Consider the following 17872-nt stretch of genomic DNA (forward strand, 5'->3'; position numbering starts at 1 on the left):
CCGGGGTCTCCGCCCCCGGACCCCCGCGCCTCAAACGCCGGCGGGGCTGAAAGACCGGGGCTCCGCCCCAGACCCCGCCCCGCGCCTCAAGCGCCGGCGGGGCTGGATCGTGCTCGGCGGGGCGGAAAGACCGGGGCTCCGCCCCGCACCCCGCGCCTCGAACGCCGGCGGGGCTGGGCGGTGACCGGTGGGGCTGGGGCTACGCCGCAGGGGACTCCGTCGGGTGGAGTTGGTCCGCCAGCCAGGTCGGGATGCCGCCCAGGAGGTGGAACAGGCGGCGGGCCTCCGCGCGCAGGCGGGTGGCTTCCGGTTCCGGTTCGGCTTCGGCCAGGGCGGCCAGCGCGGGGGCAGTGCCCACCAGGAAACCCAGTTCCTCCCGGATCCGGAGGGACTCCAGGAAGCCGTGGCGCGCCTCCGCCACCTCGCCGTCCCGCAGGGACAGCGCCGCCAGGTGCCGCCAGGTGAAGGACAGCAGGAGCGTGTCCCCGTGGGCCACCGCTCCGGCGTGCGCCCGGTGGTACGCCGGACGGGCCGACTGCGGGGCGTCCGCGAGGTGCTCGGCGACCAGCCCCCGCCGGAAGTCCAGCAGCGGCCGGGTCCGGGACCCCGGTGACAGCAGCGCCGCCGCCCGGCCGAGCGCCGAGCGGGCCTCGTCGGCCCGGTCCCGTACGCCGAGCACGGTCGCCGCGTACGCCAGCTGGCCCCGTTCGCACGCGGCCGCGCCCCGGTCGTCGTCGTCCTGCGCCACCGCCTCGGCGACCCGCAGCGCGTCCTCGGCCTCGGCCCAGCCCTGGCCCGTGAACAGGCACCGTTCGACCAGCAGCGCGGTCCGCTGCACGGCGGCCCCCGCGTTCGCGGTCTTGCCGACGTGTGGCGTCAGCAGCGCCGCCGCGTCGGTCCAACAGCCGCGCGAGCGCAGCCGCCATATCGCCCGCTGGAGGGGGTCGTCTCCCCCGGTAGTTCCGGCACCGGACATGGCGGTTTCCGCCACATTGCCCTCCCCAAAGCAATCAAGCAGCACATCGTTGAGCCCTGGGGCGAAATGAGAGCACGGATCGGCGGCTCCGGCCAAGGGGTCGGGTGAACTCTTTCACAAAGTCCGGACGGATCATCAGCGCCCCGCGGCCGGACCCCTCCGGCCGCGGGGCGGATCTTCTCAGCTCATGCGCAGTGCCAGGAAGAAATCGAGCTTGTCCTCCAGCCGCGAGAGGTCACGCCCCGTCAACTGCTCGATTCGCCCGACCCGGTACCGCAGCGTGTTGACGTGCAGGTGCAGCCGCGTCGCGCAGCGGGTCCAGGAGCCGTCGCAGTCCAGGAAGGCCTCCAGCGTCGGAACGAGCTCCGCGCGGTGGCGCCGGTCGTAGTCCCGCAGCGGGTCCAGCAGCCGGGCCGTGAAGGCGCGCCGCACGTCGTCCGGCACGAACGGCAGCAGCAGCACGTGCGAGGCCAGCTCGTGGTGTCCGGCCGCGCAGACCCGGCCCGGGCGGGCCGCGGCGACCCGGCGGGCGTGCCGGGCCTCCTCCAGCGCCCCGCGCAGCCCCTCGGCGGAGTGCACGGCCGCGCTGACGCCCAGGGTGAGGCGCCCGTCGTCGGCCAGACCGGCCTTCAGGGGGTCGCGCACGGTCGTGAGCAGCTCGTCGGCGTGCAGGGCCGAGTCGGGGCCCTTGTCCTCGCCGCTCTCCCCGGCCAGCGAGGGCAGCGGCACCAGGGCGATGGCCTCGTCCCCGGCGTGCGCGACGGCGATCCGGTCCGAGGGCTCCGGCCCCGAGACGGACGGGTCGACGAGGATCTCCTCCAGCAGCGACTGGGCGACCGGCCCGCCGGGGATGTCCCCGCCGTCCCAGTCCACCCGGGCCACGACCACCTGCCAGTGCGGGGCCGCGCCCAGGCCGGGCAGCAGCACCGGCGCCGCCACCCGCAGTCGGGCGGCGATCTCGGCGGGCGGAGCACCCGTCTGGACCAGTTCGAGGACTTCCTGTGCCAGGCGGCGGCGCACGGTGCGGGCGGCGTCGCGCCGGTCCCGCTCGACGGCGATCAGCTGGGTGACGCCCTGGAGCAGGTCCAGCCGCTCGGCGGGCCAGTCGCCCGCGTCCGCCTCCACGGCCAGCAGCCAGTCCGACAGCACGCTCTCGCGCACGTCACGGGCGCCCGGCCCGGCGGCGCCCCGGCCGTGTCCCCTGATCGGGAAGAGCGAGTAGGCCATACCCTGAATGGAGATCCGGTGCGGTCCCCTGCGGCCCGTCCGGACCGCCCCGAGGTGCTCGCTCGCCAGGGCCGCGCACACACCCGGTGCCAGCGGCTCGCCCGCCCCGGCGATCTGCCGGCCGGTGGGGGACAGCACCCAGGCCCGGAGATCGAGGTCGGTGGTGAGCAGATCCAGCACTACATCCGGTCCACCGCCCGCCGGACCCGAGGTCATCAGGCGCCGGTGGCGGTCCACGACGGCCGCGAGATCGCCCGCACGCTCCCCGGAAACCTGGCGCACCACGTACTCGGTGATCGTGGCGAATGCAACGTCTTCGTTCACGGCGAACAGCGGCAGGCGGTTGCGCCGACAGGCTGAGACCAGATCGTCCGGGATGTCTCCCAGCTCCGCCTCGCCGGCGGCGAGCCCGGCGACGCCCGCGCTCGCGAGGATTCGTACGAACGGCTCGGAATCGGCTGAATTTCTACGCCAGGCCAGGCCAGTGAGGACGAGCTCGCCCCCGGTCAGGTATCGGCTGGGATCACGCAGGTCGGTCGTCATGACCCCGCGGACCGTCCGGTCGAGTTCTTCCTCGCCGCCCAGCAGCCGCAGCCCCAGCGCCTCGGTTTCCAGCAGTGCGCGCAGCCGCATGATGTCGCCGCCGATCTGTCTCGAATGTTGCCGTTGGAAATCGGGCAGGTCGTCGCATCCTGCCTTTCATACGAATCTACAAGACGAGGGAGGCCGTCAGCCAACTCCTTCATGGTTTCGGTGACTGCACCCGGGGGACAGGCGGCCGGTGTACTGAGTCCACACCGCGTTAACAGCACGTGAACGACCAGTCGAGGGCCCTTAGGCCTCCTGGCTTGAAGTGAACGACACGATGAAGAAGAAGAGAGCCGCACATGGACTTCCTTCGCCCCGCCAGCTGGGAGGAGGCGCTCGCCGCTAAGGCCGAGTTCCCCACAGCTGTGCCGATTGCGGGTGGCACCGATGTGATGGTCGAGATCAACTTCGACCACCGTCGGCCGGAGTACCTCCTGGACCTGAACCGCATCGGTCTGCTGCGGGAGTGGGAGGTCGGCGAGGACGTGGTTCGTCTGGGCGCCTCCGTCCCGTACACGCAGATCATGGAGAACCTCCGCACGGAGCTTCCGGGTCTCGCGCTCGCCTCGCACACGGTCGCGTCCCCGCAGATCCGCAACCGCGGCGGCGTCGGCGGCAACCTCGGTTGCGCCTCGCCGGCCGGCGACTCGCACCCGGCGCTGCTCGCCGCGGGCGCCGAGGTCGAGGTGGAGTCCGTGCGCGGCTCTCGCCTGATCCCGATCGACGAGTTCTACACCGGCGTCAAGCGCAACGCGCTCGCCGCCGACGAGCTCATCAAGACCATCCACATCAAGAAGGCGGAGGGTCCCCAGCAGTACTCCAAGGTCGGCTCCCGCAACGCGATGGTCATCGCGGTCTGCGCGTTCGGCCTGGCGCTGCACCCGCAGACCCGTACGGTCCGCACCGGCATCGGTTCGGCCGCGCCGACCCCGATCCGCGCGAAGGCCGCCGAGGAGTTCCTGAACGCCGCGCTCGAAGAGGGCGGCTTCTGGGAGTCGGGCAAGGTCATCACCCCGTCCATCGCCAAGCAGTTCGGTGACCTCGCCTCCGGCGCGGCCAACCCGATCGACGACGTCCGCGGCACGGCGAAGTACCGCCGTCACGCGGTCGGCATCATGGCTCGCCGCCAGCTCGTCTGGACCTGGGAGCAGTACCGCGGTACCGGCAACGGCCGCTCGCTTGAAGGGGCTGCGTAATCATGCGCGTCAATTTCACTGTCAACGGCCGCCAGCAGGAAGCCGACGACGTATGGGAGGGCGAGTCCCTTCTCTACGTCCTGCGCGAACGCCTGGGCCTGCCGGGTTCGAAGAACGCCTGTGAGCAGGGCGAGTGCGGTTCCTGCACCGTCCGCCTCGACGGCGTGCCGGTCTGTTCCTGCCTGGTCGCGGCCGGTCAGGTCGAGGGTCGTGACGTGGTGACCGTCGAGGGCCTGGCGGATTTCGCCAAGCAGCGCGAGGAGCACGGCCACGGCGGTGCCTGCGGCACCGGCGGCGGCTGCGGCGGCAAGGGCGTGTCCCTGGACGCGGCCAAGCAGTGGCAGGCCAAGCCGGCGGGCGACTCGCAGACCGGCGAGGGCGCCGCGCTCTCCAACATCCAGCAGGCGTTCATCGACGCCGGCGCCGTCCAGTGCGGCTTCTGCACCCCGGGCCTCCTGGTCCAGGCCGACGCGCTGCTGGAGGAGAACTCCTCCCCCTCCGACCAGGACATCCGTGAGGCCCTGTCCGGCAACCTGTGCCGCTGCACGGGCTACGAGAAGATCCTCGACGCGGTCCGCCTCGCGGCCGCCCGTCAGGCAGAGGCGGTCTGACCATGGCTCAGAACACGCGCACCGTTCCGGCGGGTACGCCGACCAACGTCACGCAGAAGCACAACAAGGGCGGCATCGGCGAGTCCACGCTCCGCCCGGACGGCACCCTCAAGGTCACCGGTGAGTTCGCTTACTCCTCGGACCTGTGGCACGAGGACATGCTGTGGGGCCAGACCCTGCGCAGCACCGTCGCGCACGCCGAGATCGCGTCCATCGACATCTCCGAGGCGCTCGCCATGCCCGGCGTCTACTCGGTGCTGACGTACGACGACCTGCCGGCCGAGATGAAGAACTACGGCCTGGAGATCCAGGACACCCCGGTGCTGGCCAACGGCCGGGTACGCCACCACGGTGAGCCGGTCGCCCTCGTGGCCGCCGACCACCCGGAGACCGCCCGCCGCGCGGCCGCCAAGATCAAGATCGACTACCGCGAGCTGCCGCTCGTCACGGACGAGGCCTCGGCCCTGGCCGCCGACGCGCCGCTGATCCACGAGGGCCGCGACGACCACCACTCCGGTCACGTCCCGCACCCGAACATCGTGCACCGCCAGCCGATCATCCGCGGCAACGTGGAAGAGGCCCGCAAGCGCGCCGACGTGATCGTCGAGGGCGAGTACACCTTCGGCATGCAGGACCAGGCCTTCCTCGGCCCGGAGTCCGGCATGGCCGTGCCCTGCGAGGACGGCGGTGTCGACCTCTACGTCGCCACCCAGTGGCTGCACTCGGACCTCAAGCAGATCGCCCCCGTCCTCGGTCTCCCCGAGGAGAAGGTGCGCATGACGCTCTCCGGCGTCGGCGGTGCCTTCGGCGGTCGCGAGGACATCTCGATGCAGATCCACGCCTGCCTCCTGGCCCTGGCCACGAACAAGCCGGTCAAGATCGTCTACAACCGCTTCGAGTCCTTCTTCGGACACGTGCACCGCCACCCGGCGAAGCTCTACTACGAGCACGGCGCCACCAAGGACGGCAAGCTCACGCACATGAAGTGCAAGATCGTCCTGGACGGCGGCGCCTACGCGTCTGCCTCCCCGGCGGTCGTCGGCAACGCCTCCTCCCTGTCGGTGGGCCCGTACGTCGTCGAAGACGTCGACATCGAGGCCATCGCGCTCTACACGAACAACCCGCCCTGTGGCGCGATGCGCGGCTTCGGCGCCGTCCAGGCCTGCTTCGCCTACGAGGCCCAGATGGACAAGCTCGCGGCGAAGCTGGGCATGGACCCGGTCGAGTTCCGCCAGCTGAACGCCATGGAGATGGGCACGATCATGCCCACCGGCCAGGTCGTCGACTCCCCGGCCCCGGTCGCCGAGCTGCTGCGCCGGGTCAAGTCCCGCCCGCTGCCGCCGGAGCGCCAGTGGGAGACCGCCGGCGAGGGCGCGGATGTCCGCGCGCTGCCGGGCGGCCTCTCCAACACCACCCACGGCGAGGGCGTCGTACGCGGTGTCGGCTACGCGGTCGGCATCAAGAACGTCGGCTTCTCCGAGGGCTTCGACGACTACTCCACCGCCCGCGTGCGGCTCGAGGTCATCAACGGCGAGCCCGTCGCGATGGTCCACACGGCCATGGCGGAGGTCGGCCAGGGCGGTGTGACCGTCCACGCGCAGATCGCCCGTACCGAGCTGGGCGTCACGCAGGTGACCATCCACCCGGCCGACACCCAGGTCGGCTCCGCCGGTTCCACGTCCGCCTCCCGGCAGACGTACATGACCGGTGGCGCGGTGAAGAACACCTGCGAGGCCGTCCGCGAGAAGGTCCTGGAGATCGGCCGCCGCAAGAACGGGTCCTACCACCCCGCGTGGGCGACCGCCGAGCTGCTCCTCGAGGGCGGCAAGGTCGTCACCGACGGCGGCGAGGTCCTCGCGGACCTGGCGGACATCCTCGAGGGCGAGGACGCGATCGACCTGGAGCTGGAGTTCCGGCACCGGCCGACCGTCGCCTTCGACCTGAAGACCGGCCAGGGCGACGGCCACGTCCAGTACACCTTCGCCGCGCACCGCGCCGTCGTCGAGGTGGACACCGAGCTCGGCCTGGTCAAGGTCGTCGAGTTGGCGACCGCGCAGGACGTCGGCAAGGCCCTGAACATGCTCTCCGTGGTCGGCCAGATCCAGGGTGGCACCACCCAGGGCCTCGGCGTGGCGATCATGGAGGAGATCATCGTGGACCCGAAGACCGCGAAGGTGCGCAACCCCTCCTTCACGGACTACCTGATCCCCACCATCCTGGACACTCCGACCATCCCGGTCGACGTCCTGGAGCTCGCCGACCCGAACGCGCCGTACGGCCTGCGCGGTATGGGCGAGGCCCCGACCCTGTCGTCCACCCCGGCCGTCCTCGCGGCGATCCGGCAGGCGACCGGTCTGGAGCTCAACAAGACGCCGATCCGTCCGGAAGCCCTTACCGGGACCCTCTAGGACGGCGTGGTCCGGGGGCCGAGAGGCCCCCGCCCCCCTCAGACTCTCCGGGTGGTGCGCAATGGGAACGTCACACTTCACAGCGCGCCGCCCGGAGTACCCGAAGTACCGCACCGCTCGCGGTCCGCTTCACCCCGCAGCACCCCTGCGAGAACCCCCACGTAGTACCAGCGGTCACCACCGCACTACCCGCAGTACACGCAGTGCACCTTCGCGTCGCCTCGGGCCGTCACCCCGGGTCGTGCAGCCAACGGAGTTTCCCAAATCCCGCGTCTCCAATCTTTATGCGGGTGCCCCTTTGAACCTTGGGAGTTAGGCACCATGACCCAGTCGTCTGTGGAGCCCAAGACCACCGCGGAAGAGGCCGGCGACGGCTCTCGCAACCCCGCCGGGCGTTCTTGGCTCGACCGGTACTTTCACATAACGCACAGAGGATCCAACGTCGGCAACGAGGTTCGTGGCGGTATCACGACCTTCATGGCCATGGCGTACATCCTCCTTCTCAACCCCCTGCTCCTCTCGGGCAAGGACGTCGCCGGCACCGTGATGAGCGGTTCGGCGATCATCACCGCCACCGCCTTCGCCGCGGCCGTCACCACGCTCCTCATGGGCTTCGTCGGCAAGGTGCCGCTCGCCCTCGCCGCCGGTCTTTCCGTGTCCGGTGTGCTGGCCTCGCAGGTGGCCCCGCAGATGACCTGGCCGCAGGCCATGGGCATGTGCGTGCTCTACGGCGTCGTGATCTGCCTCCTGGTCGTCACCGGCCTCCGCGAGCTGATCATGAACGCCATCCCGCTCGCGCTCAAGCACGCCATCACCATGGGCATCGGCCTCTTCGTCGCCCTGATCGGCTTCGTGAAGGCCGGGTTCGTCGGCAACGGCGGGGAGTTCATGCCCCCCGTCCAGCTCGGCGCGACCGGTGAGCTGTCCGGCTGGCCCGTGCTGCTCTTCGCGATCACCCTGATCGCCATCTTCATGCTTCAGGCCCGCAAGGTGCCCGGCGCGATCCTGATCGGCATCGTCGGCGGCACGGTCCTCGCCGCGATCCTCAACGCCATCCTCGACATCGACCCCAAGGCCTGGAAGAACGGCTCGCCGGAGCTCAAGGGCTCCGCGATCTCCATGCCGGACTTCTCGCTCTTCGGCGACGTCTCCTTCGGCGGCTGGGGCGACGTCGGCTACATGACGGTCGGCATGATCGTCTTCACCCTGGTGCTCGCCGGCTTCTTCGACGCGATGGCCACCATCATCGGCGTCGGCACCGAGGCCAAGCTGGCCGACGACAAGGGCCGCATGCCGGGTCTGTCCAAGGCCCTGTTCATCGACGGCGCCGGTGGCGCCATCGGCGGCGTCGCGGGCGGCTCCGGCCAGACCGTGTTCGTCGAGTCCGCGACCGGCGTCGGCGAGGGAGCCCGCACAGGCCTCGCCTCCGTCGTCACCGGCCTGTTCTTCGCCGCCTGCCTCTTCTTCACCCCGATCACCCAGATCGTCCCGGGCGAGGTCGCCTCCGCGGCCCTGGTCGTCATCGGCGCGATGATGATGCAGAACGCCCGCCACGTGGACTGGGCCGACAGCGCGACCGCGATCCCGGTCTTCCTGACCGTCGTGATCATGCCGTTCACCTACTCGATCACCGCCGGTGTCGCCGCGGGTGTCATCTCCTACGTCGCCATCAAGATCGCTCAGGGCAAGGCCCGTGAGATCGGCGCCTTCATGTGGGCGCTGGCCGGAATCTTCCTGGTGTTCTTCGCGCTTCACCCGATCGAGGGCTGGCTCGGCGTCGCCTGACCCGGCCGCGCCTGATCCGTACGAAGTACCGCGCACTCCACGTATCCGATACTGGAACCGAACCTCTCCGAGGAGGCCCCCATGCTGGACATCGCCGACGAACTGAACCGGTGGGTCGAGCAGGGGCGTGACTTCGCCGTCGCCACCGTGGTGGCGGTCGGCGGCAGCGCGCCCCGGCAGCCCGGGGCCGCGCTCGCCGTCGACAGCGAGGGCACGGCCATCGGCTCGGTATCCGGCGGATGCGTGGAGGGCGCGGTGTACGAGCTGTGCCGGCAGGCGCTCGAAGACGGCCGGACCGTCGCCGAGCGCTTCGGCTACAGCGACGACGATGCCTTCGCGGTCGGTCTGACCTGCGGCGGGATCATCGACATCCTGGTCACCCCGGTCTGCGCGGGCTCTCCGGTACGGGAGGTGTTCGCGGCCGGTCTGGCCGCCGCCGCCCGTGGGGAGGCGGCGGCGGTCGCCCGAGTGGCCGAGGGGCCGGCCGAGCTGATGGGCCGCGCCGTGTTCGTCCGTAACGAAGGCGCCTGGGAGGGCGGCTTCGGGGGCCACCCCGAGCTGGACCGCACCATCGCCGAAGAGGCCCGCGCCATGCTCGACGCCGGCCGGACCGGCGTGCTGGAGATCGGCGCCGACGGCCGCCTCTGCGGAGAGCCGCTCAAGGTGCTGGTCGAATCCAGTGTCCCCGCCCCGCGGATGATCGTCTTCGGCGCCATCGACTTCGCCTCCGCCCTCGTGCGCATCGGCAAGTTCCTCGGCTACCGCGTCACCGTCTGCGACGCGCGACCGGTCTTCGCTACGAAGACCCGCTTCCCCGAGGCGGACGAGATCGTCGTCGACTGGCCGCACCGCTACCTGGAGGCGCAGTCCTCGGAGGGCTCGCTGGACGGCCGCACCGTCCTGTGCGTGCTCACCCACGACGCCAAGTTCGACGTCCCGCTCCTCGAACTGGCCCTCAGGCTTCCCGTCGCCTACGTCGGCGCCATGGGCTCCCGCCGCACCCACGAGGACCGCAACAAGCGGCTCCGCGAGGTCGGCGCGACCGAGCTCGAACTGGCCCGGCTGCGCTCCCCGATCGGCCTGGACCTCGGCGCCCGCTCCCCGGAGGAGACCGCGCTGTCCATCGCCGCCGAGATCGTCGCCAACCGCCGAGGCGGCAGCGGCGCCGCGCTGACCGGCGCGCACATCCCGATCCACCCCGATCCGCAGGGCGCCCGCGACAGCGTGATCGGCCGGATCGGCTCCGTCGCTTGAAGAGCTGAATCCCGTACGTGACGAAGGGCGCGACCCATGAGGGTTGCGCCCTTTCGGCGTTCCGCCTATTTTACCCGCCGGTAACAGGAGGCGCTTTCTCCATCCCTTCCCCCCAACGGAGTTGAACGGATGTCACGTACCCTCCGCACCCTGGGTGCGCTCGCCGCGGCCGCCCTTCTGGCCTCCCTCGCGCCCGGCGCGCCCGCGGAGGCCTCGCCCGGCGGCAACGGCCTGCGCGAGGTGCTGTTCGTCGGGAACAACTGGGAGGGGACGGCCGACGTCCTCGCCTCCACCGGCGATCTCGCCAAGGTCGGCCGGATCAACATCGTTCCCGACAAGGAGGAGCGGCTCCGGGAGATCTACCTCAACCCGGTCAAGCTCGGCTTCTTCCTCGGCATCCGGGCCACCGCCGGCGAGGGCCACGACCAGTTCGTGGACGACCTGTACACCACCCCCGACGGCTCGGCCGTCGTCGCCTCGCGGCCCAGCTTCGCCGACGTCGTCTCCGTGGACCTGCGGACCGGGCGGATCAACTGGCGCTTCCCGGTGGCCGGTTACCGGGCCGACCACATGGCCGTGTCGCCCGACGGGACCCGGGTCGCGGTATCGGCCTCCACCGCCAACACCGTGCACGTCCTCGACATCGCCACCGGCCGCCAGACCGGCTCCTTCACCACCGGCGACAAGCCCCACGAGAACACCTTCACCGGCGGCGGCCGCTACCTGTGGAACAGCTCGATCGGGGAGGTGACCACCGCCCTGGACGCGCCCTGGCTGGACTGGACGAAGGGCGACCGGAAGATCACGGTGGTGGACACGCAGACCTTCCGCACGGTCAAGGTGATCGACATGCGCGAGCGGCTGGACGCCTTCGGCCGCCGGGACCTGTCCGACGCCGTACGCCCCGTCTCCTTCAGCCCCGACGAGTCGAAGCTCTACTTCCAGGTGTCCTTCTTCAACGGGTTCCTGGAGTACGACGTGGCCACCGACCGGATCACCCGCCTCAAGACCCTCCCCGAGAACCCGGCCACCAGCAAGGACCGCACCACCTGGGTCAACGACTCCCGCCACCACGGCATGTCCATGAGCCCGGACGGCACCAAGCTCTGCATCGCGGGCACCATGGACGACTACGCGACCGTCGTGGACCGGGCCACCCTCGCCGAAGGGCCGCTGGTGAGCGCCGACAAGCCGTACTGGGCCACGGTCGACGGCGACGGCTCGGCCTGCGTGATCTCCGAGAGCGGCTCGGACCGGGTGACCGCCATCGACTTCGCCACCGGCACCAAGCGGGTGTCCGTGCCCGTCGGGGACCACCCGCAGCGCATCAGGATCGGACACGTCCCGGAGGGCTGGACGGGTCCCGCCAACGGGTGACGCATGCGCGTCGGCGGGGTGCGGGCGCAGGCCGGCCGGGCTTGCGCCCGCACCCCGCGGCAGCCCGTGCGAACTGGTCAAACGCGCAGATCCAGCCACTATGAGGTGACCGGTCCACCGATGACCGATTAGTCTCGTGATCATGGTGGACATCCGCGAGGTACCCGAGGCCGACATCGACCGCGCGCTGGAGCTCGCCTACCTGGTGTTCAACGACCGGCCCGAGAAGGAGGGCCGCGAGCGGCACCACGCCCTGCTCGCGCGCTGCGGGCGGATCGGCGCCTACGACGGCGACACCCTCGTCGGATTCATGGCCGCGCACGACTTCCGGCTCTCGGTCCCCGGGGCGGACCTGCCCTGCCCCGGGCTCACCTTCGTCTCCGTCGCCCCCACCCACCGCCGCCGCGGCGTACTCACCGCCCTGATGGCCGAACAGCTGCGGCGCGCCACGGCCGCCGGCAGCCCCCTCGCCGCCCTGTGGGCCTCCGAAGCCGCCATCTACGGCCGCTTCGGCTACGGCGGAGCCACCACCGGCGTCACCGTCCAGATCGACTCCACCCGGCCGCTGCCCCTGCGCATCGCCCCGGACCGGCGGCCGCTGCGCCTCATCGCCCCGGACGAGGCGCAGGGCGTCATCGGCGCCTTCCACGAGGCGGCGCGCGCCGCGCGGGCCGGCCGGCCCAGCCGCAGCCCCGAACGCTGGAGCCGCGAGTGGCTGGCCGAACAGGCGGAGGACGACGAGGAGTTGAGCCCGCCCCGGATCATCGTCCTGGGCGATCCGGGGGAGCCGATCGCCGGGTACGTGCTCTACCGCACCAAGCCGGAGGACGACAGCGGGCCCGTCCGCACACCGGGCCTCGTGCGCGTGGAGGAGCTGGAAGCCGACACCCCCGCGGTCGCCGCCGCCCTGTGGGAGTGCCTCGCCGCCCTCGACCTCACCGGCCGGGTCACCGCGTGGTGCCGCCCGGCCGACGACCCGCTGCTGCACTTCGCCGCCGACCGGGACCAGGTGCGGGTGACCGCCCAGTTCCCGGCGCTCTGGCTGCGCCTGGTCGACGTACGGGCGGCGCTGACCCGGCGGTCCTGGGCGGCGCCGGTGGAACTGGTGCTGGAGCTGACCGACGTACGGCTGCCCGCGAACGCCGGGCGCTTCCGGCTGAAGGCGGGCCCGGGCGGGGCCGCGTACGAACCCGCCCGGGCGGCGCCCGACCTGGCCCTGGACGTACGGGAGCTCGCCGCCTGCTACCTGGGCGGGACCCGGGTCGTCGAGCTGGTCGCGGCCGGGCTGGTCGCCGAGCACACGCCCGGCGCGGCGGCGGAGCTGGACGCGGCCCTGCGGACGGATCTGCTGCCGCACACGAGCGACGAGTTCTGAGCCCCCTCGGGGGCCGAGTTGAGTCGCGCGGAGGCGGGGGCGGGCGAGCGGACCGTCCCCGCCTCCGGGTCCAGGCGGCCCCCCCGGGCCGATGTGCTCCGGGCCGGGCGGGCCCGCGGGGTCAGGCCGGCAGCGAGATCCGGGACGCCGCCATGCCGAAGGCGGAGTCCAGGACGCCGGTGGACAGCGCGTCGGGCAGCGCGTGCAGGTCCTGTGGTCGGTAACGGGCGATCTTTTGGTGCCAGTTGAGGATGCCCGCGTGCCAGTCCTTCAGCTCGCCGACGTACGCGTCGAGCGCGTCGCGCGCCTGCGCGTCGAGCTTCCAGTCGTCGTAGAGCAGCGGCAGCTGGTTCGCGACGATGTGCTCGAACTCCTCCGTGCGCTGGGTCATCAGCGAGTGGCAGATGTGCAGCGCCTCCGCGTATCCGATGTCGAAGAAGTTCCGTGTGACGAGGATGTAGTTGTGGACCTCTCCCTCGACCTCCACCTCCTTCTGGTAGGAGAAGATGTCGTTGATCAGGCAGGCGGCGTCCGCGACGGCGTTCTCCAGCGACCGGATGGTGCCCGAGGCGTAGATCTCCTCTGGGACCCCCCGCCCCTGGTGTCCCAGCCGGCACAGGTACATCGTGAGGTGGCTGCCGAAGGTGCGCCGGCGCATCTCCGCGTAGTCCACCGGGTCCGGAATGCGGTTCTGGATCTGGTTGTCCACCTCCCACACCCAGCTCTCCAGCATGCTCACCAGCGTGGCGCGGAACTCGGTGCGCTGCTCCGTGGACATGCCGGCGCTGGTGCGCACCCACAGGTCGCCCAGCGCGCGCTCCATCGCCGTCACCGGCGCCGCCTGTTCGGCGTGGTCGACGGGGATCATCGCGACCAGCCGCGCCGTGGCCGCCTTCGCGGCCGACAGGTTCCTGCCCTGTGCGAAGACCACCGGGTAGTAGTCGTCCCCGTACGTGCCCCAGGTCAGCCAGCAGGCGCTGAGGGCCAGTTCCTCAGAGGTGGCGTCCGGGTCGATTCCGGCCGAGCAGACCGCGAAGTCGTAGCCCCGGAGCTTGGCCTCGGTCCAGATCGCCGAGCCCGGGTCCCCCGGCTGGGGATCGAGCAGGCCCATCCGCCGGGACCACGCCACCGACGCCTCGCGGGCGTGCGCCAGGTGCGGGCTGAGCCTCAGCGGGTGCGGCATGTGGATGTCGGGAATGACGGAGGGCCCGGTCTTCTCGAACGGCACGTGGGTGAAGGAGCGCCGGCGCATGTCCATCGAGCGCCGGTTGAAGACGGAGCCCAGGTCGAGTGCGGTGGTGCCGAGGCCGGACGGGAGGAAGGGCAGGGTGATCGGGGCGGTGGCCCGGGCCTCCTTGTTCATGTAGCGGCTGGAGACCATGTGCCACTCGTGGCCGCCCGACTGCCAGTCCTGCAGGCCCTTGGCGTAGGCGAGGACGGCGGCGATCTCGGCCGGGTCCATGGCGTGGTCGGCGAAGAGCTGGGGGAGCTCGCCCAGCGCGGTCTGCTCGAACTGCTGGAGGCGTGAGGTGAGCAGATCGTTGGAGGCCTCGGCGGCCTCCTGGGTGGAGCAGCCGAGGAAGGTCTCCAACACCAGGATGGCGTTGGAGAGTTCGCCCTCGTCGGCGACCTCGCGCTGGTAGGAGAAGATGTCGTTCCTGATGTGCACGGCGTCGGAGAAGGCGTCGCGGAGCACGCCGAGCGGCCGCGAGTGCGCCACACGGGCCGGGATCTCGGCGGAGACGTACTCGATCAGGCCGGCCGACCAGGGCGCGCCGCCCACCTTGCGGCGCATCTCGATGTACTCGAGCGGGTTGGCGACGCGTCCGATGTTGATGTTGGCCAGTTCCCACATGGACTCGTTGAGGAGGTTCCGCGTCGATTCGGAGAACCGTTCCCTCCAGTCCGCGGACATCGCGGGAACGGTCCGCCGCCACAGGTCCGCGAGACCCGCCTCGACCGGGTTGGTGGGCTCGGGGAAGCCGTCGGCCAGATCCATCGGCATGAAGGCGGCGAGCTTGTCGAGGTAGTCCTTGGCGCCGTCGCGGTCCTGGGAGCGCTTGTACATCTCCAGGAAGTGGTCGTCGAAGAAGAACACCCAGACGTACCAGTCGGTGACCAGGGACAGTGCCTCGCTGTCACAGTCGGGGTGGGTGTACGCGCACAGCAGCGCGTAGTCGTGCGAGTCGAGATCGCTCTCCTCCCAGACGCCGGAACCTTCCAGCATCCCGAGTGCGCGCGCCCATTGCTTGGTGTGGACCCTCGCGTCCTCCAGGTGGGGGTTCAGTCGGGCCGGATAAGGCACATAGAAATCCGGCAGTTGAAACGGCTGCGTCACGGCAGGGTCGGCCTTTCGTCCATGGGCGCGGGGGGCCGGTCGGCCCGGCCCCCCGCACGAGATCAGCAGTGCCCTACCCCTGGTGGCCTCGGGATAAGGGGGAGTTCACTGCTTCAGGTGACGGACGGGTCGTTCCGCGGCGCGGCGGCCCGGCGCGGGATAGGGACCCCCTGTCCGGGCTCCTTCGCCCCGTCGCCGTACTGGTCGGCCTGGATCCGGAACATGGCGGCGTAGCGGCCGCCCCGGGCCAGCAGCTCCTCGTGGCTGCCCCGTTCGACGAGCCGGCCCTCGTGCAGCACGTAGATCACGTCGGCGTACCGCACCCCCGACATGCGGTGGGTGACCAGGACGACCGCGCGCTGCGGCCCCGCCAGGCCGCGGATGCTGTCGAAGGCGGCGATCTCCGCCTCCGGGTCCAGCGCCGAGGTGGGCTCGTCCACGACCAGGACGCGGGCGTCGCGGAAGCGGGTGCGGGCCAGCCCGAACTTCTGCCACTGGCCGCCGGACAGCTCCGAGGCACCCCTGAACATCCGGGCGAGCAGCGTCTCGTAGCCGTGCGGGAGCTTCTCGACGACCTGGTCGGCGCCCGCGTACCGGGCCGCGGCCGCCACGTCGGCGGCTTGCTCCGGGGACCCGTCCTCGCCGCCGGCGGCGGGGCGTCCGATGGCGATGTTGGTACGGGCGGTCACCGGCCAGCGCTCGAAGTCCTGGGTGAGCAGCGAGACCCGGTCGAAGACCTGCTCCCGGTCGGCCTCCCGTACGTCCACCCCGTCCCAGGTCAGCGCACCGGTGTCGGGCAGGTGCAGCCCGGCGAGGAGTTTGACCAGGGTGCTCTTGCCGGAGCCGTTCTCGCCGACCAGCGCGGTGACGGTGCCCGCCTCGATGGTGAGGCTGACCCCGCTCAGGGCGGGCTCGTCGCGGTCCGGGTAGCGGAAGGAGACGTCCTCGAGCCTGAGCGTGCCGAGCCGCTCGGGCAGCGGCACCCCGCCGGACGGGACAGCACGGCGGCCCGCCTCGGCGACGAACCGCTCCAGGTCCCTGACGTACAGGGACTCCTCGTGCAGGGTGTTGGTGGTGGCGACGAGGGCGCCCAGGCTCGCCGAGCCGGTGCGCACCGCGATCACGGCGGTGCCGGCGACGGCGAGGTCCATCCGGCCGGTGACGATCAGCAGGCCCATCGCCGTGTAGGTGACGAGGGCGGCGACGCCGGACAGGGCGGCGGCGAGCAGCTCGGTAGCGGCCTTGTCCCGGGCGAGGCGGGTGGCCTCGCCCTCGGCGTGCTCGGCCATGTTGCGGTAGTGGCCGAGGAGGTAGCGCCCGACTCCGTGCACCCGTACCTCGGGGGCCGACGTACGGGAGATCAGCAGCTGGCCGATGAGCCGGGCGGCGCGGACGTGCTCCACCCAGGTCATCATGGACAGGTAGCGCCGCTGCGCCACCCGCATCGCGCCCCAGCCGCGGGGCGCGGCGATGAGCAGCAGCATCGGCAGCAGCAGCGGGTGCAGCACGGTGAGCACTCCGGCGGTGGCGACCAGCGAGATCAGCCCGCCGAGGGTCGCCACGCAGGCCCCGACGGTCCGGCGGGCCGAGGGCGGGCCCCACTGGGCGCTGTCGAGCAGCCGCCGGAACTCCCCGTCCTCGATGGCCTCGAGCTCCACCTCGACGGCGGCCTTCAGGTACTGCTCGTGCGCGGCCCGCTCCACCTTGGGCTCCAGGCGCCCGGCGGCCGCGGTGGACCAGGAGGCCAGTACGGCTCCCAGTACGGCGACCAGCGCACCCGCGGCGAGCGCGGGCAGGGCGGCGTGCAGCCGGTCGGCGGCGCTGCCCGCGCCGAACAGCGTACGCAGCACCCGGCTCAGGACGAGCAGCCCGGCGGCGGAGGTGACCCCCTGCCCGGCCTCGGCGAAGGCGACGGTGAGCAGGGCGCGCCGGTCGGTGTCCCACGCGAGCCGCAGCGTCCCGCCGGCCATCCGCGGCATGGAGCGCAGGGTGGTCAGGAGCCGGCTCTCCAGTTGGGCGTACTCGTGGTTGGCCCAGCCGGCGTCGTAGCGCAGGGGCCCGCCGAACAGCCGCCGCTCACTCTCGGAGACGGCCGGATCGGCGGCCGCCGGCCGCTTGAGGAGCCGCACGCGAAGCCTCATCCGCGGCCACCCCCGCCCACTGCCGGGTCGAACGCCACATGAACGTGCACGAATCGCAAGATTCCTCCCGAGGTGCCGCGGCCGCGAACTGACGACGGCAAGAACGTGGCTGCTCAGAGGCACGTCACGGTCCTGCGGGGGCGAACGCCCGCACAGAGTTGCGGTGTTCGGGCGGACCCCAAGGGGCGGGCGGACCAGGCGCCGTGACGCGGCGTTCGAACCACTCTGAGGTGGGCATGACCCCGTTCGAGGGATTGCGCGGGCCCGCGCACGGTGCCGCGTCCCCCGCCTCTGGGAGCGCTGGTTCGGCCGTGGCCCGTGGGGCTGCCGTGGCGCTTCTCGGGCTGGGACCCGGACCGGCCGGGCAGCGGGCGAAGCTCAGCTCGCCGGGCGGAGTTCGCGTCGGGGCGGGCTGATTGCCAGGCCTTGACGGCGTGGTTCCAGTCGTCGCCCGTGAGGGCGGCGGGGGAGGCCGCGAAATAGGCCGTCCTCCTCGCCCTTCCGGGGGGCGAGGAGGACGGCCGTGATCGTCGAGAGCAGGGAGCCGGCGCGCGGGGCGGATCCGGCGTCCAGGGCGCGGAGGGCGGCGCCCGCCG

General features: G+C 71.7%; 11 protein-coding genes. 7 read left to right on the plus strand and 4 right to left on the minus strand.

The annotated features are described in order from the left end of the window. Nucleotides 1-199: 199 nt before the first annotated feature. Both BGK67_RS27080 and BGK67_RS27085 read right to left on the minus strand, forming a co-directional pair. Complete coding sequence (locus BGK67_RS27080) at nucleotides 200-991, minus strand: hypothetical protein (protein ID WP_069922523.1); 792 nt, start codon at nucleotides 989-991, stop codon at nucleotides 200-202. A 165-nt stretch (nucleotides 992-1156) separates the two neighbouring features. After that, on the minus strand, nucleotides 1157-2836 hold the full coding sequence (locus BGK67_RS27085; RefSeq protein ID WP_069922524.1) for a PucR family transcriptional regulator: 1680 nt from the start codon (nucleotides 2834-2836) through the stop codon (nucleotides 1157-1159). A gap of 254 nt (nucleotides 2837-3090) precedes the next feature. Here BGK67_RS27085 and BGK67_RS27090 point away from each other — a divergent pair, with 254 nt between their 5' ends. From BGK67_RS27090 to BGK67_RS27120, 7 genes are all read left to right on the plus strand, one after another. Further along, nucleotides 3091-3987, plus strand: a complete 897-nt coding sequence (locus BGK67_RS27090) for an FAD binding domain-containing protein (RefSeq protein ID WP_069922525.1) — start codon at nucleotides 3091-3093, stop codon at nucleotides 3985-3987. Between the two features lie 2 nt (nucleotides 3988-3989). Then, entirely contained in the window at nucleotides 3990-4598 is a 609-nt protein-coding gene (locus BGK67_RS27095; protein WP_069922526.1) for a (2Fe-2S)-binding protein, read from the plus strand. 2 nt (nucleotides 4599-4600) lie between these two features. Further along, nucleotides 4601-7006, plus strand: a complete 2406-nt coding sequence (gene pucD / locus BGK67_RS27100) for a xanthine dehydrogenase subunit D (RefSeq protein ID WP_069922527.1) — start codon at nucleotides 4601-4603, stop codon at nucleotides 7004-7006. Between the two features lie 321 nt (nucleotides 7007-7327). Further along, nucleotides 7328-8791 (plus strand): NCS2 family permease, encoded by a 1464-nt coding sequence (locus BGK67_RS27105; RefSeq protein WP_069922528.1) that lies wholly within the window; start codon nucleotides 7328-7330, stop codon nucleotides 8789-8791. Between the two features lie 81 nt (nucleotides 8792-8872). Continuing rightward, nucleotides 8873-10045: an XdhC family protein gene (locus tag BGK67_RS27110; RefSeq protein WP_069922529.1), complete on the plus strand. Its 1173-nt coding sequence runs from the start codon at nucleotides 8873-8875 to the stop codon at nucleotides 10043-10045. A 129-nt stretch (nucleotides 10046-10174) separates the two neighbouring features. After that, nucleotides 10175-11422 (plus strand): YncE family protein, encoded by a 1248-nt coding sequence (locus BGK67_RS27115; protein WP_069922530.1) that lies wholly within the window; start codon nucleotides 10175-10177, stop codon nucleotides 11420-11422. A gap of 142 nt (nucleotides 11423-11564) precedes the next feature. Beyond that, a complete protein-coding gene (locus BGK67_RS27120; RefSeq protein ID WP_069924135.1) occupies nucleotides 11565-12797 on the plus strand; it encodes a GNAT family N-acetyltransferase in 1233 nt (410 codons plus the stop codon). 121 nt (nucleotides 12798-12918) lie between these two features. Here BGK67_RS27120 and BGK67_RS27125 read toward each other — a convergent pair whose 3' ends face one another. Continuing rightward, the gene (locus BGK67_RS27125) at nucleotides 12919-15135 is read right to left on the minus strand and encodes a terpene synthase family protein (protein WP_069922531.1); all 2217 of its coding nucleotides are present in this window, start codon (nucleotides 15133-15135) and stop codon (nucleotides 12919-12921) included. A gap of 113 nt (nucleotides 15136-15248) precedes the next feature. After that, the gene (locus BGK67_RS27130; RefSeq protein ID WP_069922532.1) at nucleotides 15249-17276 is read right to left on the minus strand and encodes an ABC transporter ATP-binding protein; all 2028 of its coding nucleotides are present in this window, start codon (nucleotides 17274-17276) and stop codon (nucleotides 15249-15251) included. Nucleotides 17277-17872: the final 596 nt, after the last annotated feature.

It is taken from the genome of Streptomyces subrutilus, from assembly GCF_001746425.1.
GTDB lineage: Bacteria > Actinomycetota > Actinomycetes > Streptomycetales > Streptomycetaceae > Streptomyces > Streptomyces subrutilus_A.